This is a genomic window from Martelella alba (assembly GCF_006516955.1).
GTDB classification, from domain to species: Bacteria; Pseudomonadota; Alphaproteobacteria; order Rhizobiales; family Rhizobiaceae; genus Martelella; species Martelella alba.
Window position 1 is genome coordinate 445,746 of record NZ_VHLG01000002.1, and the last position, 21,275, is coordinate 467,020.

Annotated in this window: 17 protein-coding genes and 1 tRNA gene; 7 read left to right on the forward strand and 11 right to left on the reverse strand. The window is 58.7% G+C overall.

Features of this window, described 5'->3' with window-relative positions; genetic code table 11:
* Window positions 1-297: 297 nt before the first annotated feature.
* Both FJU08_RS05480 and tesB read right to left on the reverse strand, forming a co-directional pair.
* Window positions 298-1,626 carry an ammonium transporter gene (locus FJU08_RS05480; RefSeq protein ID WP_141147955.1) on the reverse strand — a complete coding sequence of 443 codons (1,329 nt, stop codon included), beginning with the start codon at window positions 1,624-1,626 and terminating at the stop codon, window positions 298-300.
* A 229-nt stretch (window positions 1,627-1,855) separates the two neighbouring features.
* Window positions 1,856-2,770 (reverse strand): acyl-CoA thioesterase II, encoded by a 915-nt coding sequence (gene tesB / locus FJU08_RS05485; protein ID WP_141147956.1) that lies wholly within the window; start codon window positions 2,768-2,770, stop codon window positions 1,856-1,858.
* 172 nt (window positions 2,771-2,942) lie between these two features.
* On the opposite strand from tesB, the gene FJU08_RS05490 reads away from it, so the two are divergent.
* Both FJU08_RS05490 and FJU08_RS05495 read left to right on the forward strand, forming a co-directional pair.
* Window positions 2,943-4,157 carry a ubiquinone biosynthesis hydroxylase gene (locus FJU08_RS05490; protein WP_141147957.1) on the forward strand — a complete coding sequence of 405 codons (1,215 nt, stop codon included), beginning with the start codon at window positions 2,943-2,945 and terminating at the stop codon, window positions 4,155-4,157.
* A 157-nt stretch (window positions 4,158-4,314) separates the two neighbouring features.
* Window positions 4,315-5,172 carry a YopT-type cysteine protease domain-containing protein gene (locus FJU08_RS05495; protein WP_141147958.1) on the forward strand — a complete coding sequence of 286 codons (858 nt, stop codon included), beginning with the start codon at window positions 4,315-4,317 and terminating at the stop codon, window positions 5,170-5,172.
* 13 nt (window positions 5,173-5,185) lie between these two features.
* Here FJU08_RS05495 and FJU08_RS05500 read toward each other — a convergent pair whose 3' ends face one another.
* From FJU08_RS05500 to FJU08_RS05530, 7 genes are all read right to left on the reverse strand, one after another.
* Window positions 5,186-5,383: a Trm112 family protein gene (locus FJU08_RS05500; protein WP_141147959.1), complete on the reverse strand. Its 198-nt coding sequence runs from the start codon at window positions 5,381-5,383 to the stop codon at window positions 5,186-5,188.
* Window positions 5,383-6,048, reverse strand: a complete 666-nt coding sequence (locus tag FJU08_RS05505) for an LON peptidase substrate-binding domain-containing protein (RefSeq protein WP_141147960.1) — start codon at window positions 6,046-6,048, stop codon at window positions 5,383-5,385. Before FJU08_RS05505 ends, FJU08_RS05500 begins: the two co-directional genes overlap by 1 nt.
* Before the next feature lie 27 nt (window positions 6,049-6,075).
* A complete protein-coding gene (trxA, locus tag FJU08_RS05510) occupies window positions 6,076-7,050 on the reverse strand; it encodes a thioredoxin (protein ID WP_141147961.1) in 975 nt (324 codons plus the stop codon).
* Between the two features lie 55 nt (window positions 7,051-7,105).
* Complete coding sequence (locus tag FJU08_RS05515) at window positions 7,106-7,615, reverse strand: prolyl-tRNA synthetase associated domain-containing protein (RefSeq protein ID WP_141148149.1); 510 nt, start codon at window positions 7,613-7,615, stop codon at window positions 7,106-7,108.
* 89 nt (window positions 7,616-7,704) lie between these two features.
* The gene (locus FJU08_RS05520) at window positions 7,705-10,371 is read right to left on the reverse strand and encodes an alpha-L-rhamnosidase (protein WP_141147962.1); all 2,667 of its coding nucleotides are present in this window, start codon (window positions 10,369-10,371) and stop codon (window positions 7,705-7,707) included.
* A 33-nt stretch (window positions 10,372-10,404) separates the two neighbouring features.
* The gene (locus FJU08_RS05525) at window positions 10,405-11,076 is read right to left on the reverse strand and encodes a GntR family transcriptional regulator (protein ID WP_235890584.1); all 672 of its coding nucleotides are present in this window, start codon (window positions 11,074-11,076) and stop codon (window positions 10,405-10,407) included.
* Window positions 11,077-11,127: 51 nt separating this feature from the next.
* Entirely contained in the window at window positions 11,128-12,015 is an 888-nt protein-coding gene (locus tag FJU08_RS05530; RefSeq protein WP_141147963.1) for a dihydrodipicolinate synthase family protein, read from the reverse strand.
* 157 nt (window positions 12,016-12,172) lie between these two features.
* Here FJU08_RS05530 and FJU08_RS05535 point away from each other — a divergent pair, with 157 nt between their 5' ends.
* From FJU08_RS05535 to FJU08_RS05555, 5 genes are all read left to right on the forward strand, one after another.
* Window positions 12,173-13,159, forward strand: a complete 987-nt coding sequence (locus FJU08_RS05535; RefSeq protein WP_235890585.1) for a sialic acid TRAP transporter substrate-binding protein SiaP — start codon at window positions 12,173-12,175, stop codon at window positions 13,157-13,159.
* A 6-nt stretch (window positions 13,160-13,165) separates the two neighbouring features.
* Window positions 13,166-13,672 carry a TRAP transporter small permease gene (locus tag FJU08_RS05540; RefSeq protein ID WP_141147964.1) on the forward strand — a complete coding sequence of 169 codons (507 nt, stop codon included), beginning with the start codon at window positions 13,166-13,168 and terminating at the stop codon, window positions 13,670-13,672.
* Between the two features lie 16 nt (window positions 13,673-13,688).
* Window positions 13,689-14,993 carry a TRAP transporter large permease gene (locus FJU08_RS05545; protein WP_141147965.1) on the forward strand — a complete coding sequence of 435 codons (1,305 nt, stop codon included), beginning with the start codon at window positions 13,689-13,691 and terminating at the stop codon, window positions 14,991-14,993.
* A 267-nt stretch (window positions 14,994-15,260) separates the two neighbouring features.
* Window positions 15,261-15,335 (forward strand) — tRNA-Gly (locus FJU08_RS05550).
* Between the two features lie 218 nt (window positions 15,336-15,553).
* The gene (locus FJU08_RS05555; RefSeq protein ID WP_141147966.1) at window positions 15,554-16,477 is read left to right on the forward strand and encodes an ROK family protein; all 924 of its coding nucleotides are present in this window, start codon (window positions 15,554-15,556) and stop codon (window positions 16,475-16,477) included.
* A 125-nt stretch (window positions 16,478-16,602) separates the two neighbouring features.
* On the opposite strand, the gene FJU08_RS05560 is transcribed toward FJU08_RS05555, so the two are convergent.
* The gene (locus tag FJU08_RS05560; protein ID WP_141147967.1) at window positions 16,603-18,927 is read right to left on the reverse strand and encodes a cellulose biosynthesis cyclic di-GMP-binding regulatory protein BcsB; all 2,325 of its coding nucleotides are present in this window, start codon (window positions 18,925-18,927) and stop codon (window positions 16,603-16,605) included.
* A complete protein-coding gene (gene bcsA / locus FJU08_RS05565) occupies window positions 18,927-21,098 on the reverse strand; it encodes a UDP-forming cellulose synthase catalytic subunit (protein WP_141147968.1) in 2,172 nt (723 codons plus the stop codon). The genes FJU08_RS05560 and bcsA overlap by 1 nt, the downstream gene beginning before the upstream one ends.
* Window positions 21,099-21,275: the final 177 nt, after the last annotated feature.

The following is a 21,275-nucleotide window of genomic DNA, read 5'->3' on the forward strand; positions in this document are numbered from 1 at the left end:
GCCGACTCTCCTTGCCTCTGACGGCAGCAATCAATCAGAGGCCCTAAACATACATTCAAAGTACGTGCCAGTTTCAACAATCCGTTGCTGCGCCCCGAATCTTGGTCGCATTTTCCCCACAAATTCAGCACGCTGCTGCCACAGGCTTTGCACTGCGCCCAGAATCTAAGCAATTTTTCAAAATTGCGCATCTATTAAGCAGGCGACTGCCTCGAAAAATGACGCAAAAACAGGCACCCTCTTTTCAGGACGCCGCCGCATTTCCGTCCGAAAAGCGGCAACGCCCTGTATCAATCACTACATGTGATAAGCGCGCTCGCCATGAGAGGCGAGGTCAAGACCGGCCAGCTCGTCATCCTGCGAGACGCGCAGGCCGACGACGATATCGACAACCTTGTAAAGGATAACCGAACCGATCAGGCACCAGGCAATGGTGGTGATGACAGCGATCAGCTGGGTGAAAAACTGACCAGCCATGGTGACGCCGTCGGCATAGCCGATGCCGCCCAGCGACGACGAAGCGAAGATACCCGTCGCCAAAGCACCGAAAAAGCCACCAACGCCATGCACACCGAAAACATCGGCCGTATCGTCATAACCAAAGCGGTGCTTGACGGCGGTAACGAAGAAGTAGCAGAGCGGCGAAACCAGGAATCCCATGATGATGGCGCCCATCGGCCCTGCAATGCCGGCCGCCGGGGTAATGGCAACGAGGCCGGCAACCATGCCGGATGCAGCACCAAGCATGGATGCCTTGCCACGGGTCATTTTCTCGACCAGGCACCAGGAGACCGTTGCAGCGGCGGTTGCCACAAAAGTGTTTACAGTTGCCAGCATGGCGCCGCCCGAAGCTTCGAGGTTGGAACCAGCATTGAAGCCGAACCAGCCGAACCACAGCATGGCGGCGCCGACCATGGTCAGGGTCATGGAATGCGGCGCCATTTCCTCTGATTCCAGATGCATGCGCTTGCCGACCATGATGGCACCGACAAGTCCGGCGACACCGGCATTGATGTGAACAACCGTGCCACCGGCGAAATCGAGCGCACCGAGATCAAACAGGAATCCGCTTGCATCCCAGACCATATGTGCAACTGGGAAATAGACGAAGGTGACCCACAACGCACAGAACAGCACGGCAGCCGAGAACTTGATCCGCTCGGCAAAGGCACCGACGATCAGGGCTGGTGTGATGGCAGCAAAGGTCATCTGGAACAGCATGAAGATATATTCGGGAATAACAGCATCCGAAAAAGTCGCAGCCGTGCTGTCGGGCGTGACACCGGACAGAAACAGTTTGGAAAACCCGCCAAAAAACGGATTAACCGCACCGCCAAAGGTAAAGGAATAGCCGTAAATCACCCAGATCAGCATCACGGTACAGGCGATGACCGTACACTGCATCAGCACCGAAAGCATGTTTTTCGAGCGCACCAGGCCGCCATAAAACAGGGCAAGTCCGGGCAGAATCATAAAGAGAACCAGCAAAGTGGCAATGAACATGAAGGCCGTGTCGCCCTTGTCGGGCACGGCTGCATCCTGTGCATGAGCGGAAAGAGGCAGAAGTGCTGCTGCGCAGCCAAGCCCCAGCCATCTCATTCTGTTAAGAAGAATTCCGGTGGTCATCTATCGGCCTTTCTTGCAGAAAACCGCTGACCGGACCCGCAGCCCCGCCCGATACGGAGCCGACCGGAGCCGGCGCGTATCTAAAGACCATACAAGGCGCGTGCCAAATCGCGCCCGTATTGATTTTCGTCAACCAAAGACAGCGCTTACAGCAATAACGCCTTCAATCATCGCAATATTGGGTAACATATGCCAAAAATTTCATCACTTTTCATGCATAAAGCCCGTTTCAACGCGGCGTCGTCCCTTTCTCATAAAACGGGATAACCGTTTCGCGGGCGCGGATCAGCCCCTCCTGGGCGACGCTTGCGACAAGGCGGCCGTCCCGGCTGAAGACACGGCCGATCGCCAGCCCGCGTGCATTGCTGGCCGATGGCGTTTTCTGCACATAAAGCAGCCAGTCCGAAATTTCGAAAGGGCGATGAAACCAGATCGCATGATCGAGGCTTGCCGCCTGGATGCGGTCAGAAAAGACCGAAGCACAATGCGGATAGAGCGTCGAATCGAGCAGGGTCATATCTGACATATAGGCGAGGAAAGCTGTCTGATAGGCCCGGTCAGCCGGCGGCTCGCCGCTGGCGCGGATCCAGATCGCCTGTTCGCTGGACCCCTTCTTTCGCCACAGGAAATCCTCGACATCGACCGGGCGGATCTCGATCGGCCGTTCCCGCTGCCAGTAATTGCGGATCGGCGCCGGCGCCCCTGCCGCATTGTCGGCGATCAGCATGGCTTCGGCATCCAGCGCCTCCGGCGGCGGAACATCGGGCATGGTCTCCTGATGTTCATACCCCTCCTCCTCACACTGAAACGAAGCCGTCATGATGAAGATCGGCTGGCCATGCTGGATGGCCCGCACACTGCGGGTCAGAAAGCTTTTGCCATCACGCAGGCGATCGACCTGGAAGACAATCGGTACTTCGGTGTCGCCTGCCCGCATGAAATAACCATGCAGCGAATGAACATAACGGTCCATTGGCACGGTGCGCTGTGCTGCGACCAGCGACTGGGCAACCACCTGTCCTCCAAAGACGCGTTGCCATGTCGTTGCCGGGCTTTCGCCGCGATAAAGGTTCTCCTCCAGCCGCTCCAGATCGAGAAGATCGGCCAGTGCTTTGCCGCTTTCCCTGTCTTCGGACTGTGACATTCGGGTTCATTCCCTATATTGAAGTTGAACAGATTGGCGAACCGGGCTTGAAACGCCAGGCCGCGGGCGCGAAAAGAACACCGGATGAGGTGCCGGACGCCTGCGCCCCTTGACGGCGTGGCCCAGGACCGCAAAAGAATTCTTTTTGAGGCAAATTGCAAGGAAGCACGTGATGAAAGACATGATCGTCGTCGGTGGTGGCTATGTTGGTCTTTCGGTTGCCGTCGCCATCAAGAAAGCGGCGCCGCATCTCGATATCACGCTGATGGAAGCAGCACCCGAACATGTCTGGGAAAAGGACGAGCGCGCCTCCGCCATTATCGCGGCAGCCGTCAGCATGCTGAAGACACTTGGCCTCTGGGAGGAAATTCGAAAACACGCCCAACCGATCAACGACATGATCGTGACTGATTCGAAAACCGCCGATCCGGTCCGCCCGGTCTTTTTGACCTTTGCCGACAATAGTGCAACATCGGCGCCTTTCGCCTATATGATCCCCAATGTCGCCATGGTGCGCGCATTGCGCCGCGCCGCAGAAGATCTGGGCATCGAAATCCGCCACGCCGCTTTCGTGAGCGCGTTAGAGAATGAGGGCGGCCGGGCGAAGATCACACTCGCCGATGGTGAAACGATTGATACCCGCCTTGTCGTTGCCTGCGATGGCGTGCGCTCGAAATTGCGTGACATGGCCGGCATCAAGACCGTTCGCTTCGACTATGGTCAGTCCGGCATCGTCACCACCATTGCCCATGAACGCCCGCATAACGGCCGCGCCGAGGAGCATTTCCTGCCCGCTGGCCCCTTCGCCATCCTGCCTCTGACCGGTAACCGCTCTTCGCTGGTCTGGACCGAACGCACCGCTGATGCCAACCGTCTGGTCGAAGATGATGATCTCATCTTCGAGGCGGAACTTGAACGCCGCTTCGGTCATCATCTCGGCCCGCTGACGCTTGCCGGCGGCCGCCGTGCCTTCCCGCTCGGACTGACACTGGCGCGGTCTTTCATTGCCCCGCGCCTGGCGCTGGCCGGCGATGCCGCCCACGGCATCCATCCAATTTCAGGCCAGGGCCTCAATCTTGGCTTCAAGGACGTCGCCGCCCTTGCCGAAACCATCGTCGAAGCCGACCGCATGGGCTTTGATATCGGCGCCATGGATACGCTTGAGCGCTATCAGGCCTGGCGCCGTTTCGACACGGTGCGCATGGGCATGACCACCGATGTGCTGAACCGGCTGTTTTCCAATGATATCGGCCCGGTTCGCCTGGCCCGCGATATCGGCCTCGGCCTGGTCGACCGCATGCCCGGCCTGAAACGCTATTTCATTGAAGAAGCGGCCGGCCGCGCCTCGCGTGCAACGCCGAAACTTCTCGCCGGGGAGGCACTTTGAATTAAATATCAGCGGCCATTGCCGCGTCGATATCTAAAATATAATTTTCCATAGATGTAATATCTTACCTATAAAATAACTATAAATAGTCAGTATCTATTTTTATATAATATATTTTCGGCCTAAACTCCTTCGAAATGAAGGATATTGGCTGAAAATGGCATTATTTACCGACGCAAACCACCGGCCCAGCCGCCAGTTTTCTGCGACAGACAGTTCTCTACCGAGCGAGCAGCCCTCACAGCCGCGCGCCGCCGGGGACGCTCCTGCCGGTCGGGTATCGGCTGACGATGGCCCGTCCGACAGGGATTCCGGCATCAGCTCTGTTTATGAGCAGGCCGCGAGCAACCCGCGACGGCTAAAATACGGAACGATGCTCTATCTCAGGCCTCAATCCGGCATTCTCGGTCGCAGTTACGGTAAAGATGACCATCGTGACATACCAAGACCGCCGGGCGTGTGCCTGCCTGCCTCCGCGCATTACCTGATGATATCACTTTCCAGCAAAGCACATGACTACTGGAGCTGGATCGATCACCACGACGCCGGATACGGGCTGGGGCGAGATTATTATGACGAAGACCTGAAACAGAAAGCCCCCCAGAAAATGTATGTCGACACGATCGAGACCATCCGGGACAGTGGACTTGCGTATAAGGGAGCGTTTCTTTGCCGCCGGGAGGAAGGCATCACGAAGGGGGAAATGGCGCAGACGCTCGCACAGGCAGTCTGGCCCGAGAAAGAGGAAGATGAGTGGGACGACGCGCCGGACGTTCAGCTCGGCAACCTGTTGATCTTGACGGATTCGACAAACAAGGGGCAATCCGGCCACGCGATCGCCTGCGTCGAAACCCTATCGGAGACAATGCGGATCATGGATCCGAACATCGGAGAAATTGAATTCGGCGACCGGGAGGAACTCAGCAGCTGGCTCGCCGAACAGCTTGACCGCGACGACGGCTACGGCAGTTACAAGACATTCCAGATCACGGAATTTGAGACGGTTACGCCCTGACACGGTTCGGCAGTCACATCAGCTGCCGTGCTTCGGAGACCAGCATGATCGGCACGCCATCACGAATCGGATAGGCAAGACGCGCCCTTTCAGACACAAGCTCTCCCGCCTCGCGATCATAGGTCAGCCGCCCCTTGGTCAGCGGACAGACCAGAAGCTCCAGCATGCGCGGGTCGATACGCGGATCATATTTATCCTGTGCTGAAGGCATTACTGCAACTTCTCTCCCGGATCACCGGCCAGCGCGAATTCGGTGATGGCAACGAAAAGCTCGGCCCGGGTCTTCAGATCTTCGGCCTCCAGAAGCGCCTGCTTTTCTGCCGCGCCGAAGGGCGCCATCATGGCAAGCGAATTGACCAGAACCAGATTGCTCGCCTGTTCGATATGGCTCCAGTCGACCTCCAGCCCCTCGGCATCGAGATAGGCGCGGAAGGCCTCCAGAAGACGCGTGCGATTGACGCTGTCCTCCTCCTCCTCGGATTTGAGGTCGCCCATGAAGGGATTGATCTCGAAGGAGCGATAGGGATTGGTGCTGCGCAATTCGCTCATCAAGCGGAAACGGCAGACCCCGGTCAGCGCCGTGAGATAGCGGCCATCGCCCGTTTCGGCAAAGGACGTGACCCGGCCGATACAGCCGACCCCCGCCAGCGGCGTGACATCGGTAATATCCATACCCTCTTCCACCCGCGCCGGCTGCACCAGACCGACGAGCCGGTTGCCCGACAGCGCCCGATCGAACAAGGCGAGGTAACGCGGCTCGAAGATGTTCAGCGGCAGATGGCCCTGGGGCAGCAAAAGCGCTCCGGGCAGGGGAAACACAGGCACGGCCTCCGGCAGATCATCCCGCCTGATGTAACGCGCATTTCCCACTTGCATGACGCTGCCTTCCTTTACGTTTGATGTTTATGAAAACAGGATCGTCGACAATTTGCGCCGTGCGGCGATGGTTGCCGGATCCTTCGCACCCCAGGCCTCGAAGAAGGCGACCAGCTGCTTGCGCGCGCCGTCATCCTCAAATGTGCGGTCTTTCTTCATGATCAGCAGCAGATGTTCTGCCGCTTCCATACGCGCACCCTCGGCACTTCGGATCTTGGCCAGGTTCATACGTGCTGCATGATTGTCGGGATCAAGCGAAAGCTGATGTTCCAGCGCATTGGGATCGCCCAGCTTGCGCGCTTCCTCCATCTGCGCGATCTTGGTCTGCAATGCCTTGATCGCATCATCTTCCTTTGCGCTGTCTGGAATTTCCTCCAGAAGTGCCTTGGCACGCTCCAGATCGCCAGCGGCAATCAGGCAGCGGCCGATACCGGCAAGGGCGCGGGCATTTTCCGGATCGGCCTGGGCGATTGCGCCGTAAAGCTGCAGCGCTTCCTGGATGTTATCCGCTGCCAGAAGCGTATCGGCCTCTTCAAGCGCGGCGGCAATCTCGGCAGCGCGATCCTTTTCCGACGGCGCGGAAGCGGCAACCTTGTCAATGAATTCGCGCACCTGGCTTTCCGGGACCGCGCCCATGAAACCGTCAACCGGCTGGCCACCGGCAAAGGCGACAACGGCGGGGATCGACTGAATGCCCATCTGCCCGGCCACGGCCGGATGGTCGTCGATATTCATCTTCACCAGCTTGACCTTGCCGGCTGCTTCCGTCACCACCTTTTCGATCACCGGCCCGAGCTGCTTGCAGGGACCGCACCAGGGCGCCCAGAAATCGACCAGCACCGGCTGGTTCTTCGATTCCTCGATTACATCAGCCATGAAGCCTGCGGTGGTGGTATCCTTGATAAGCCCGCCAGGCGGTGTTGCGCCATTGGTGCTGCCGTCGACCGACACATTCATCTGTCCGCCGAACGAACCGCCATAGGGATTGTCAAAACCGCTCATCAATGTCTCCCGCGTCGGGCCAGGCCCGTTAAAAACGTAATAGAAAGATCGTGTGTCACGCCGTCACTTTCAAGACAAGCGGCTCATGGCCGGTTGCCCTGATAAAGCGCAGCAGATCGTCACGGCCGACCGACGTCGTCGCCGTATTGCGCAAGGGGTGGCAGTTGATCACAGAATTTTCCATCAGCGCTTCATCAAGAATGAAGGTGACATTGCCGTTAGTATCATTGATGGCTGCCAGCGCCGTCACCGAGCCGGGTTCGACACCGAGATAGTCGCGCATCTGCTCCGGCCGGCCGAAGGAGACGCGGCCCTGGGCGCCGATCAGGCTATGAACCGTCTTGAGATCAACGGTGGCATATTCCTCCACCGTGAGCATGAAATAACGGCTCTTCTTGTCCTTAACGAACAGGTTCTTGGTATGGCCGCCGGGGATTTTTTCCCTCAGGTCATCGCCCTCCGCCACGGTGAAAACCGCGCGATGTTCCATATTCTCATAAGAAATGCCCAGTTCATCGAGATAGGCAAACAGGTCTTCGGAAGTCTTCGGGTTCATTTCGCTCATCGGTCCGCGTCGGCTTTGTCTCATTCTTGCATCAAGGCCGCCATCTTCAGCACCATTTGCCGATGAATGCAACAAAGCCGCCCGGCCGATCAGAGCGAAAAGGTCAAGCTGTGCGCACCGCTTTCAAGCCGGAATGCCCGTCCGGTGCGCGCCGCGCCATCACATTCAACGGCGCCAAGCCCTTCCGGCAATTCCACTTGCGCGAAGACGCCCGGCGGCAGGCTCACCTGCCACTGCCCCACATCCCCGTTGATCCTCCAGGCGCTTTTGACCGCCCCTGTCCGCGCCGCGTAGACGGCCTCGACATGGCCGATACGACGGTCGAACACCGGCCGCATCAAAACACCGCGATAGCCTGGCGCTGTCTCCAGCCAGTCAATCCCGGCAAGCCGCGCCCAGATCCATTCGCCGACCGCGCCATAGGCATAGTGATTGAAAGAGTTCATTGCGGGGCTCTGAAAGCCGTTTTCCGGCGTCCAGCCATCCCAGCGCTCCCAGATCGTGGTGGCGCCGTGCCGGATGGAAAAGCCCCATGAGGGATAGCTGTCCTTCAGCAGGAGATCGACGGCGCGCTCTTCGGAGATGAAATCCGCCACGACCGGGCAGACATGGCGCACGCCGAGAAAGCCGGTCTGAAGGTGCCAGTCGGCCGCGGCAAAGAGTTCTTCCAGCCGGGCCGCGGCAAATCGTTTCAGCCGCGGCGGAAGCACGTCAAATGCGAGCGCCAGCAGATAGGCCGTCTGCGTGTCGCTGGAGAGCCGGCCCGGCGCCACCCAATAGGTTTCGAGAAAGGCGGCCCTGAGCGTCGTGCCAAGTTCCTGCCAGCGCAAGGCATCGCGGCCGATCGCATCCGCAATACCGGTCATCAGGTCTGCAAGATGGATCCAGTAGGCTGAAGCGACCAGAAAGGGATCGGTCTTCGGCCCGACATTGAGCCAGTCGCCGTAATTATTGTTGTTGCGATTGCGGCGGATACCATCCGGGTTGGCGGCAGCAATGTAATCCATCCAGGCAGCGAGATTGTCATAGGCACGGACCAGCAGCTTGTCGTCGCCATAGCGCAGATAGTGATGCCAGGCCATGATGATCGGCCCGTCGCCCCAGCCCGGCGCGCCCGGCTGGGGTGTCAGCCGGTAAGGGTTGAGCGGCTTGGTCGGCGCAACATCGGGAAAGGCCCCTTCCGGCGACTGGCCGTCGATCAGGTCTTCCATCCATTTCTTGAGAAAGGCATCGACATCCATGAAATAGCCGGCGGTCTTCCAGAAGACCTGCGCATCAGCCGTCCAGCCATAGCGCTCGTCGCGCTGCGGGCAATCGGTCGGCACGGCGAGGAAGTTATCGCGCTGACCCCAGAAAATATTGGAAATCAACTGATTGACCATCGGGTTGCCCGTCGAGATGGTCCCGGATACCGGCGTGTCGGTCTGGATGGCAACGCCTTCGAGCCCGGCAACCTCACCGGGGCCTTCGATCGTGACGCCGACATACTGAAAGCCGCGAAAGGTGAAACGCGGCGTGAAGCACTCCTCGTCCGCGCCTTTGGCGATATAGATATCCTCATTCACCGCATAGCGCATATTGTCGAGATAGAGCGTGCCATCGTCCTTCAGCCGCTCGGCGAAGAACAGGCGGAAAGTGCTCCCGGCCTTGGCACGCAGCCTCAGCGCACAATATCCGGCAATATTCTGTTTCAGATCATAGATCGCCATGCCGTCCCGCACATGCAGGTGGTGGGCGGGCAGCCAGGCGACCGCGCGGATCGGCTCAGCGCGCTGGGCATCCAGCTGCGGCGCCTTCGGACCCGGTGTGAACACCTCCACCGGCTGCCAGAGGGCCGTATCGAACCCGGTTTCGGCCCAGCCTTCGATTTCCAGCCTCGCATCATAGGCCTCACCCGCCAGAAAATCGGAATAAAGGATCGGCCCCTGCACCGTCTGCCAGTTTTCATCGCTGACGATGAGTTCGCGCCGCCCGCTTTCATATTCCAGCACGATCTGGCAGCAGAAGGCCGGACGTCCACCATAATGATTGCCAGCGCGACGTTGGTTATGACCGATGCGGCCAGAATACCAGCCCTCACCGAGAATGGCACCGATGACATTCTCGCCATCGGCAAAATGACCGGTGACATCATAGGTCTGATATTCGACACGGCGGTGATAATCTGTCCAACCGGGCGCCAGAACATGATCGCCGATCCGCGCGCCGTTGATATAGAACTCATAGACACCGAGCGCCGTCACATAGGCCGTTGCCCTGACCGGCGTTCCGGCCAGCTGCACCGCGCGGCGCAGATAGTCGGCAGGGCGCGCCTGAAAGCGGTTGTCATAGCGGTTGCCCTGCGGCACGTCACGCCCCGCTGGCAAGACGAAATAGCGTGCAATCCAGTCCGCCTGCCAGTCCTCCGCCCTCAGGCCGGTGAAGAAAAATGCGGGCGGGCAAAAGCCAGAAGCGCGGCCCGCATCGTCAAACACGCAGACGCTCCAGAACAGCTTGAGACCGGATCTGAGCGGCGGCCCGTCATAGGTCATGCCCGGATAGTCCGTTTCCCGGCGGCCACTGTCATAGAGGGTCCCATGGCCTGAAGCGGCATCCTCTGCGGTCAATGCGACAACAAGGCGAAAGGCCGATTGCGCGCCGCCAGTGCCGCCAAGGGCCCAGGAAAAGACAGGTGCCTCATCGTTCAGTCCGGGGGCTTCATCAAGGTGGGCGACAGCGAGGCGCAGCGGCGCAAGGGCGGATTTCATGTCATTCATGATCATGTCTCGATCAACGTTGCATTCAGGATTTCAGAGTTTCAGGGCACGTTCGCGGGCATTGCGGATGTGATTGTCCATGGTCTCGATGGCACCCGTCATATCGCGGCGCAAAATCGCATCGATGACGGCGAGATGATCACCGAAGGCCTCCGGCAGGATGTGTTCGTTAAGCCTGATCCGGTCCAGCTTGATCAGCCGCATGCGGATGACGTTGATACTATAGGCATGGCGCAGAAGATCATTGCCGGTGGCCGAAATCAGCAGATTGTGAAACGCCGTATCGATATCCTGACCGCGATCCAGAAGCTCTGGCGTCGGGTTTTTCGCCACCGCCTCGATCATGTCGGCATGCAGCCGGCGCTGGCCTTCCAGCACGCTGTCCGGCAGATCGCGCACGGCCTGCATCACCGCTTCGCGCTCAAGCGCTGCTCGCATCTGAAACGTGTTGCGGATCATCGGCAGATCAATGGCCGGAATGAGAATGCCGCGCTGCGGCAGCACATTCACCAGGCCCTCCGACTGCAGCCGCGGCAACAATTCGCGCAGCGCGCCGATCGACAGGCCGAGCATATCGACCAGATCACGTTGGCTGACCATCTGGCCAGGTCTCAGCCGGCCGCTTAAAAGCGCCTCCTGAAACCGGTCATAGGCAATATCCTTGATACCGGATCCACCCGGATCGGCAATCTGCGGCTTGGCCAAATTCTCTCCTCCCCTGGCGCCGTCTGACGCTTCTGCGTTATGCCTCCCGGTTCAGGCCACAGCATCAATGGCCGCGTCGACCTTTGTCATCACCGTTTCGGATGCGCCAGCAAGCGGCGGCATGGGACGCGCAAAGGATGCGTCTTGGCGCATCGTCGCGACCAGCGCTTTCAGCACGACGAGCCCGCCATTGCCATCCACCGCCTCGATCCTTGCCTTGGCACGGGCGCGTAGTTCCGGCGTCACAGGCCCGCCATAAAGCTGCACGCAATCAGCCGGATAGGGATTGGTCATACCACCGATCATGCCTGCGCCGCCAGCCGCAACCATTTCGGGCAGGATCCGGTCATCGCCAGTGAAAATGGAAAGCTGCGGAAAAGCCTTGATCAGGGCCAGGCCACCGGCCAGATCGCCGGTCGAATCCTTGATGCCGACAATGCGGCTTCCAAGCCGTTTCAGCATCACCTCAACCAGCGGCACATCGAAACTGACGCCGGAAAAATGCGGGAAATTATAGAGCACGAGGTCGATCTCGGGTGCTCCGGCGCGCTCGATCATCGCCTCATAGAAATCGGCCACGGCGGCATGGGATGATGGCGCGTAGTAGAAGGGCGGGATCACCAGTGCCGCGCGCGCATTCAGCCGGGCAATGGCTGCAAAGAGTTTCGCCGCTTCATCGAGTGAGGAAGCGATGACGCCGGGGATATGGCGCTTCAGATCCGCCCCCATATCGGCAAGGTCTTCAAGTGCGGCAATCTTCTCGGCACTTGAAAATGATGCCCCCTCACCGGTCGTGCCGAATTCCGAAACGAAGGCACAGCCCTCGCCCAGCATGAAATCCATGTGCGATTTCAGTTTTTCGACATCAATTCTCAGGTCTTGATCAACAGGTGTAACAGAAGCGCCAATCACACCCTTAAGATCCGTTCCGGCCAGCATGGTGTTCCTCCCTCCCACGCAATCCATTATCGGATAGCTCATACTATAACTGATACAATCAGTATTTACATCAGTCAAATTAGCCCGTAAAGTCTGTTTTATTCACCGGAATGGAGACCTGAGGGATCCGGTGAAATGACTTTTGGGAGGAATTCAGTTGACCAAGCACCTTTTCGCGAAGGCTCTTCTTGCCACGACCTTGCTTGCCGGGCCGGTACTTTCCGCGCCGATAGAAATGAAGATGACCGTTCCGTCGGTCCCCAGCGATGTACATACCAAGGCACTGCATGTCTTCAAGGACAAGCTGGACGCGGCAATGCCGGGCGTCTTCGATGTTCAGATCTATGATTCCGGTTCACTGTTCGGCCAGGGCGCCGATCTTGATGCACTGCAGCGCGGCAATGCGGAAATGACTTATGTTTCCTACCAGCTGATTGCTGATGCACTGCCGCAATATGGCTTGCTGACGGCGGGCTATCTGTTCCAGAGCCCCGAACATTACCGGGCCTTTCTTGACAGCGATATCGGCACCGAATTCAAGCAGACCGTATCCGACGAGATGGACATCACGCTTCTGGATGCCTGCTATCTCGGCACCCGCCAGCTGAACCTGCGCAAGACGATGGACGTCAACACGCCGGATGACCTGAAAGGCGTGAAACTGCGCATGCCAAGCTCGGATGCATGGCTGTTCCTCGGCCAGGCGCTCGGCGCCAATCCGACGCCGCTGCCCTTCGGGGAAGTCTATCTCGGCCTGCAGACCGGCACGATCGACGCACAGGACAACCCGCTGCCGACGGTCGAGGCCGCCAAGTTCTATGAAGTCACTGAACAGATCACCCTGACCTCACATCTCGTCGATGCCATCAATTTTGCCGTTTCCAACACCTTCTGGAACGAGCTGGATGACGCACAGAAATCGGCCGTGACCGATGCCGCCAAGGCTGCCTGCGACTGGAACAACGCCGAACGTGTGAAGATCGAGAGCGATCTCGTCTCCTTCTTCCAGGACAAGGGCCTTACCGTGACCACGCCCGATGTCGACGCGTTCCGCGCCCATGTCCAGGAAGCCTACAAGAATTCGCCGCGCGCGAAGGACTGGCCGGACGGCTGGATGGAAAAGATCAACCAGCTGGCCGAGTAACAGGCCATGCCCGCGCAATTCGATACCGGTGCCCTGCGAAAGTGGGGCACCTTTCTCAAAACCGTCGCCGACGCGATCGGCGCCCTGTTCTTCCTGTCCGCATTCGCCGGCTTCATCATCCAGATCTTTTATCGCTATGTGATGAACCAGCCGCTGCTGTGGACCGAGGAATTCACCATGATCGCCTTCATCTGGGCGGTTTTCTGGGCGGCGGCCTTTTGCGTGCCGATCCGCGAACATGTGTCCTTCGACGTTGTCTATGACATCGTTCCGGCCCGCACGCAGCGTATCTTCACCATGATTTCCATGGTGGCGCTGATTGCCGCCTTCGTGCTGCTGATCCCCTATACCTGGGACTATCTCGATTTCCTGACCCGCAAGAAAAGCTCGGTGCTGCGCATCCCGATGAACCTCATCTATGGCTGCTACATGCTCTTCCTCGTCGGCTTCACCATCCAGGCCGTCTGGCGTCTCGTCCAGCTGTTCGGCCCGAAATGGCACGATCAGATCTGAGCGGAGGCGTTGGACAATGGCATTTTTTTCCGATCATGCTCTGATCATCATGCTGGCCATCATGGTCACGATCACGATCACCGGCCTGCCCTTCGGCATCGCCATGATTGTATCGAGCATTTTCTATCTCTTTTTCGCGCATCGCGATGTCGGGCTTGCGGCTGAAAACGTGCTCAACGGCGTGTTCGGCAATTTCGTCGCACTTGCCGTACCGTTGTTTATCTTCGCCGCCAATGTGATGAACGAGGGCAAGATATCCGACCGGCTGCTGGATTTCTCGCTCGCCGTGGTCGGACGTCTTCCGGGCGGGCTGGCGCAGGTCAATATCTTCACCAGCCTGATCTTTTCCGGCATGAGCGGCTCGGCGATTTCCGATGCCGCTGGTGTCGGCAAGATCATCACCGACATGATGATGAAGGAAAACCGCTATCCGCGCGGCTTTGCCGGTGCGCTGACAGCGGCCTCCGCCGTCGTCGGGCCGATCTTCCCCCCATCGATCCCGATGGTATTCTACGCGCTGATCTCATCCACCTCGGTCGGCGTCCTGTTTCTCGGTGGCGTCATCCCGGCACTATTGATGTGCACCGTCATGGCCATCGCCGTGGCCATCATGGCCAAGATCCGTGGCTTTCCCGTTGAAGAGGCCGTGCCGCTCAGGATGCTGCCGATTGTCATCATTCGCGCCTTTCCGGCGCTCTTGATGCCGATCATCCTGCTTGGCGGCATCTATTCGGGCATCTTCACCCCGACGGAAGCCGCTGCGGTCTCAGCGCTTTATGCGCTTTTGCTGGCGTTCTTCGCCTATCGGGTTCTGGGTCTTGCAAGCTTCTGGCGGGTGGTGGTCTCGACCGTCAAGACGACCGCTGTCGTCACCATGGTTCTGTGCGGTGCGTTCATCTTCAACTATGTCATCACCATTGAGCGCGTGCCGCAAATGGTGTTCGACACGGTGCAGAACTACCAGTTCGAACCCTGGCAGTTTCTGCTGCTGCTCAACATTCTCTATCTGCTGCTCGGCTGCATTCTCGATGTCTCGACCATCATGCTGGTGGTGACGCCGCTGTTCATTCCGACGGCCGCCGCCCTTGGCATCGACCTCAACCATCTCGGCGTCGTTTTGGTGTTCAACATGATGATCGGGCTGATCACGCCGCCCTATGGCATCCTGCTGTTCATCATCAAAGCACTGAACGGCATCCCGCTTGCGGAGATGATTCGCGAGACATGGTTCTTCATGGCGATCCTAATTTCCATGCTTCTGGCGCTTACATTCATCCCGGGTCTGGTGCTCTGGCTGCCGCGTGCGGCGGGTATGCTCTGAGCCTGGGGCACGCAGCATATTTCAACATGTCGCAGCAGAGGGCCGGTCATCACCTGACCGGCCCTCTGACTGTTAAAGCCGGATGGCGCAAAAGGCTTCAAGAGGAAAATCCCTTAAAAACAAAGGCTTTATGCCAATTTTGAAAAAAAGACGAAAAATCTGTCATTTCCCTGTTGCATTTAAAATCGGCTTAGGCCATATACGCCTTCGTCGCCGCCGCGGTGGTGACCACCGGCCACTGACTACCCCCGGCCCGGTGATTGATGAGCGGGTGTAGCTCAGGGGTAGAGCACAACCTTGCCAAGGTTGGGGTCGAGGGTTCGAATCCCTTCGCCCGCTCCAGTTTCTCTTCCGAAACAATACATTACCATGAAGAAGACAGCGCGCAGAACGCTGCCTGTTGATATTGGTCACTGCACGCCATCTGGTTGCAGCGCTGAAATCCTCATTACCAATTCGCATCATTTTGCTCTAAAGACATGTTTGCAATGCCTGAGCCTTAGCGATAGGGCATGCGCTTCCATTTCGATGTCCCGGATCAAGCAAAAGAGACAAGGTCAATGCCTTCCAACATTCTCTGTTTCGACATTGGCGGAACCTCGATCCGTGCGGGTCATTCACGCGCCATGGGTGACCTGACCTTCCTTGAGCGTATCGCTACCCCCACCGATGACCATGCGGGTTTCATCGCTGCCCTGTCAGCCTTTGTCGGACAGCTGGACGAGAAACCCGCGCGGATTGCCGTTTCGCTTGCCGGCGTGGTTGATCCGAAGACCGGCGGCCTGATCGTCGCCAATATTCCGGCCATCCACGGCACCGATCTGGCACAGGATCTGGCGGAGGCCACCGGCATTGCCGTCACCATCGCCAATGATGCCGACTGTTTTGCAGTGGCTGAAGCCGTGGTTGGTTCCGGTGCCGGCCACGATATCGTCTTCGGCATTATTCTGGGAACCGGCGTCGGCGGCGGGCTTGTCTCCGGCGAAAGGCTGATCAATCGCAAGGGCGGGTTTGCCGGCGAATGGGGCCATGGCCCTGTAGCGGCGCAGATCGCCGGTATGCCGCCGCGCCCCGTGCCGCGCTTTGCCTGTGGCTGCGGCCAGACCGGCTGCCTCGATACCGCCGTCAGCGCGCGCGGCATGGAGCGGCTCGACCGGCTGTTCCATGGCGGTGAACGCTCGGCGGAAGCCATTCTGGAAGCCTGGCGCGCGGGCGAGGTGACAGCCGTAGATACACTCTCAGTCTATCTTGATCTGATTGCCGCGCCGCTGGCCATGGTGGTGAATATGACGGGTGCTTCGATCGTTCCGGCTGGCGGCGGCCTTGCCCGCGCGCATGATCTCGTCGGCGCGATCGACCGCGCCGTGCGCCCGCTGACGCTTGCCCAGCCATCCACGCCACTGGTCGTGCCTGCCACGAGCGGCACCGAGCCCGGCCTGCTGGGGGCGGCTATTCTCGGACGTCAGGCGCTTGAAGAGGTCTGATACCAAGGCTCAAACATTCGAAACGAAACGGGACCGCGACAAAGGCGGCCCCGTTTCGTTTGTCATGGAAAGATTGCAGCCGGGCTTGACTTCACCTTGACTTCAAGCGCCGCCGCCCTCTCCGGTCAGTCATGAAAGCGACCGAATATGGTGAGCATCGCCTTGGTTGCCAGTCCCAGCAGAATGGTGCCGATAACCAGCGCCAGCGAGAAGGACATGGTGTTGGTCGAGAACCAGTTGGTGATGACCAGGCGTATATTTCGGATCGAGAAGGGCGTATCGAAGATGAAATCCGTCGATCCGGCCGCGATATTGTCGATCACACCGGTATTGCGGTTGAAGGTGGTGATGCGCCCCTGCACGGCATCCCAGTGCTGGCGCTTGGTCAGCGACGTCATGCCATAATTGAGGTTCTCAGGCGTCGGCGCGGCAACCAGTGTCCAGGCGCCATCGCCATTGGGGCTCGGTTCCTGCGCTATCATCATCGAAACCGAATTGGGTGGCAGATATTCACTGTCCGGGCTCGGCAGGAAGCGCAGCGTGTCGAAGGACAGGTCGTAATTGCGCTTGAGATATTTCTCCACCTCGAAGATCCAGTTGTACCAGCCGGCGGTAACCGCCTCGTCCCATTGCTCGATCGTCGTCGTCGGGCCTTCATTGGTATTGGCCTCACCACCCGATTGCTGGGTCCATGTGCTTCGGCTTGTCTGCGAAATCTTCACCTGGCGCAATGCCTCCGCGGGGATCTGACCGATGCTGCCGAGGAACAGCGCATCCCCCTCGCCGATATCATCCATCGACTGAACCACATCGACCGGGATCTGCTGGCGCGCGGAATTGGCGAGCTTGCCGATGAAATCGGAGGCAGCCGACAGCGAATCCGGGTTCAGCGAATCGATATAGAAGGGCACCCGGCTTGACTGGTTGGCATAGGGGAAGGACGTCCCGCTGGTGGCCCAGAGATCCGGTACCTGCGCCACCCGGCCGAAATTCGGCATATCGAATTCGGATGTGTCAAACAGGGCAAAGCGTGGCGTGGCGTTGTTGGTCGCACCCGGCAGGCATTCAGCATCGGCCTTGGTCAGAAGCGCGGCTTCGATGACGACCTTGTTCACGCCCGGCTTGAACTGGCGCATGGTGAAAGTGATCGGGTTGCGGCGCAGAACAGCGCCATTGACCGTGCTGATCGGCCAGGTCGCCGCCAGCTGGTCGTTGACATAGATGTGAATGCGGCTTCCCGGCAGCACTTCGGGCGAATAGGCAGCATCCAGCAGAAGCCGCGCCTCGCCATAGGCATTGGCATAGAAATCCGCCGGCAGACCGATCGAGAATTCGGTGCGGAAGGAGCGGCCGGAAAATTCCTGGGTCGGAATGCCGAGTTGCTCGAATGACAGCCTGCGCTTGCCGGTCAGAAGCTGGGTATCCTGCTTACGCCAGGAATGGGTTGAAAATGCCTCGTCCTTGACCGCAGCCGTCTTGGCGGCGGGGCGCGTAATCCCGTCCACCAGCGGGCTGATCAGCTGCCAGGACGGCGCCATCAGCACAAGAACGCTCTGGCCGAGCTTGTTGGTGGCGATGAAGCGGGCCGTCTGTGTCGTGCCGATCGCCGGAAGCGCATCGCCAAGCAGCGGGCGAAGCTCGGCGGGCGTGCCGACATAGACGGGCAGAACACCGGAAGCAAACTTTTCCGGCTCTGACGTGGAATAGGTGAAATAGGTATTGGGCATGTCGGCCAGAAGCGCCAGACCCTGTGACAGTTCAAGCAGCGGGTTTGCCGTGATCGGCTGGTCCAGCGCCGGCACGACCAGATGGAACTGGGTCCGTCCGGTGGCATCAACCCCGACGCCACGAATATCCTCCGTCTTCGACAACAGCGCTGCGGAAGCATCGGAGAACATGATGAAGGTGCGCTCCTGATCGATCTGGGTCCACAGATCATAGGTCGAATCGAGACTGCAATCGGTACGATGGCGCTGCTTTGCCTTGAAAGAAACCAGATTATAGCCCGGTTTCAGTACACCGGGAGGAATGTCATAGCGCCGGTCAGCCTCGCTTTCCGAAGCACTCAGCGGCGGCTTGGCAATGACGACATTATTGATGGAAATCGTGAATTCGGAGAATTCCGGCGCGATGAAGATCGAATTCTGATAGCCGACATTGAGCGTTGCCGCCGATTTGGCCTGCGCATCCGTCAGATAGATCGACCAGGCGTCATCGACGATTTCGCCTTCCAGGCGCATTTCGTCTTCGGGAACGAGATAACGGAAGAATGGCAGCGTCGCCTTGGCGGCAAGACTGTCGACCACGCCGCCGTCACCCTGCTGGCTCTGCTGGCTTGGCGGTGGCCCGCTCCCGTCGCTTCCCATGCTGAAGGGCGCTGCCTGCTGCGCGGCAGCAAGGCCAGGCGCCATCAGCAACGCGAACAGGAAAAATGCCGTCTTCTTGGTCATCACTTGCCTGCCCCACCGGTGTTTGACTGATATTTGCCGATGAAATAGCTCATTCCGCGCCCCATCTGCTGAATGGAGGTCTTGATGAACCAGAATGTACCGCCAAGCGTGCCCGGATCATTCTTGCGCGCCTGCAAGAGCTGCTGCCAGCGCTCGGAATTGGCAAACATGAGATCGGACACCATCGTATAATGAAGGCTGTTCGTCGGCGCATAGCGACAGCCGACCATGGCCAGTTCGCCAAGCGAGCGGGCGTGACGAAGTGTCACCGGAATTTCCCCCTGATCACCACCGCGATGCGGTTCGACACGCAGCAGCGCCTCCGTTCCCGGCCGCAGCCGGTCCAGATCGCGCACCTGGACCTGAAGCCCGGCGCCATCGGAGGAGACATCCTCGATCGTTCCGCGATAAACATTATCGCCGATCACCAGTTCGCAGCGGCGCGACATCTTGATACGGCGCGCCTTCTGACGCTCGCCGGCTTCCGATACGACGCCCAGCGCTGCTGCTGTCAGGAACAGGTTGAGGAAGTTCCAGCCACCCACAACCCAGGTCACGCCAGCAAGATAGGGCTCGGTATAAAGCCGGTAAGCCATCATCACCATGGCCGCGACGAAGATGAAGAAGATGATGAAGAAAGGCCGCGAAATTTCTGAAAGCCGGCTGTGCTCGATCGATTCATCCTTCGCCGTCACCTTGAAGGAAGGCTTGCGCGGATTGATGATCGCCGAGACCACCGCCGGCATTAGATGGATCGTCTGCACATATTCATAAAGCTCTGAAATCCAGGGCCAGCGGAACTGCCCGAACAGATAGTTCTGCGTCAGGATATTCACCACCAGATAGGACAGCGTATAGGCCAGGAATTCACCGCCCGACGCGTTGAAAACCTGAAGGCCGAAGAACAGGTAGAACAAAGGCGCGATCATGAAAGAGGCGCGCGCAAAGGGGAACAGCCAGAACAGGTTCGAAGACATATAGCAAAGCCGCTGCGGCAGCGACAATCCGCGCAGCAAAAGCGGGAACTTGAAACGCAGGATCTGCATCATGCCCTGGGCCCAGCGGCTGCGCTGACCGATGAAGGAGGAGAAGGTCGCAGGCTGCAGACCGGCAATCAACGGCCGGTCGACATAGACCGAATTCCAGCCCTGGGAATGAAGCGCAACGGCGGTTTCGCAGTCTTCGGTGATCGACACACCGGAAAAGCCGTTCACCGAATTCAGCGCCTTGCGCGACAGAACAGCGGCCGAACCGCAAAAGAAGGACGCATTCCATTTGTCGAGACCGCGCTGGATGATGCCGTAGAACATTTCGTTCTCACTCGGCATCAGCTCATAGGTGCGCAGATTGCGCTCCAGCGGATCAGGATTGATGAAGAAGTGCGGCGTCTGCACCAGGAAGAGCTTCTCGTCTTCCATGAAGTAGCCGACCGTCTCCTGAAGAAAGTCATTGGCCGGCGCATGGTCGGCATCAAACACGACGATCAGATCACCATTGGTGTACTGAAGCGCGTGATTCATGTTGCCAGCCTTGGCATGTTCGTTGCGCGGGCGGGTGATATAGCCAACGCCCAGTTCGGCACAGAGCTGGCGCAATTCCTTGTAACGGGTCTGGGCAAGCGAGGCCTCGACCAGATTCTTCGAGTTGCGCTTCTGCTCGGTACCACCATCATCCAGCAGGTAGACCTTCAGCTTGTCCGACGGGTAATCCATCGCCTTTGCCGCAGCCAGCGTATTGGCCAGCAGCTGATAGTCCTCATTGTAAGAGGGGACATAAACATCGACATAGGGCAGATCGCCTTCCAGCTTGCCCCAGCGCGGCCGCACGGGAAGCGGCAATGCCACAACGAAAAGGCTGAGCCCCAGCATCACGACCGAGAACATTTCGGCGAGATAAAGGATCAGGCCGGGAATGAAGTTCTGCAACTCGGTGATTGGCGGCAGGGTGCTGGTGGTGCGCCAATAGACATAGCGCAGCACGATGGATGTGCCGAATGCCAGCGCGATCAGGCGCCAGTTTCCTTCCGCATGCATCTGTTTCAGGACCGTCATCACCGCTACGGCGACAACGCTGACGACAATCTGCGTGCGCAGATCAATCGGCAATGTGACGAGTCCCAGAACGAGAATCGATGCAAAAATCCAGAATATCAGGATTCCAGCCTTGCGCATGTGGTCGAACCTTTCTCGGAAACAGCTCTGCTGCTATTTTCCCGAGCCTGAGCGAGAAAGCTGAAGAATTACTTTCCTGCCCGGACTTTTTCTGATGTCTGACTGCGTTTCCTGCCGGTAAATATCTGCTGCGGCCCCTGAATTTCACTACTTGTGAAGCCGCGGCATGGCAAGAAC

Excerpts from the sequence above, each read along its gene's own strand:
- FJU08_RS05505 (WP_141147960.1), bottom strand. The coding sequence starts at position 6,048 with ATGCAAGTGGGAAATGCGCGTTACATCAGGCGGGATGATCTGCCGGAG.
- FJU08_RS05480 (WP_141147955.1), bottom strand. The coding sequence starts at position 1,626 with ATGACCACCGGAATTCTTCTTAACAGAATGAGATGGCTGGGGCTTGGC.
- FJU08_RS05490 (WP_141147957.1), top strand. The coding sequence starts at position 2,943 with ATGAAAGACATGATCGTCGTCGGTGGTGGCTATGTTGGTCTTTCGGTT.
- FJU08_RS05495 (WP_141147958.1), top strand. The coding sequence starts at position 4,315 with ATGGCATTATTTACCGACGCAAACCACCGGCCCAGCCGCCAGTTTTCT.
- bcsA (WP_141147968.1), bottom strand. The coding sequence starts at position 21,098 with ATGCGCAAGGCTGGAATCCTGATATTCTGGATTTTTGCATCGATTCTC.
- FJU08_RS05520 (WP_141147962.1), bottom strand. The coding sequence starts at position 10,371 with ATGAATGACATGAAATCCGCCCTTGCGCCGCTGCGCCTCGCTGTCGCC.
- FJU08_RS05560 (WP_141147967.1), bottom strand. The coding sequence starts at position 18,927 with ATGACCAAGAAGACGGCATTTTTCCTGTTCGCGTTGCTGATGGCGCCT.
- trxA (WP_141147961.1), bottom strand. The coding sequence starts at position 7,050 with ATGAGCGGTTTTGACAATCCCTATGGCGGTTCGTTCGGCGGACAGATG.
- FJU08_RS05540 (WP_141147964.1), top strand. The coding sequence starts at position 13,166 with ATGCCCGCGCAATTCGATACCGGTGCCCTGCGAAAGTGGGGCACCTTT.
- FJU08_RS05500 (WP_141147959.1), bottom strand. The coding sequence starts at position 5,383 with ATGCCTTCAGCACAGGATAAATATGATCCGCGTATCGACCCGCGCATG.
- FJU08_RS05515 (WP_141148149.1), bottom strand. The coding sequence starts at position 7,615 with ATGAGCGAAATGAACCCGAAGACTTCCGAAGACCTGTTTGCCTATCTC.
- FJU08_RS05555 (WP_141147966.1), top strand. The coding sequence starts at position 15,554 with ATGCCTTCCAACATTCTCTGTTTCGACATTGGCGGAACCTCGATCCGT.
- FJU08_RS05545 (WP_141147965.1), top strand. The coding sequence starts at position 13,689 with ATGGCATTTTTTTCCGATCATGCTCTGATCATCATGCTGGCCATCATG.
- FJU08_RS05530 (WP_141147963.1), bottom strand. The coding sequence starts at position 12,015 with ATGCTGGCCGGAACGGATCTTAAGGGTGTGATTGGCGCTTCTGTTACA.
- tesB (WP_141147956.1), bottom strand. The coding sequence starts at position 2,770 with ATGTCACAGTCCGAAGACAGGGAAAGCGGCAAAGCACTGGCCGATCTT.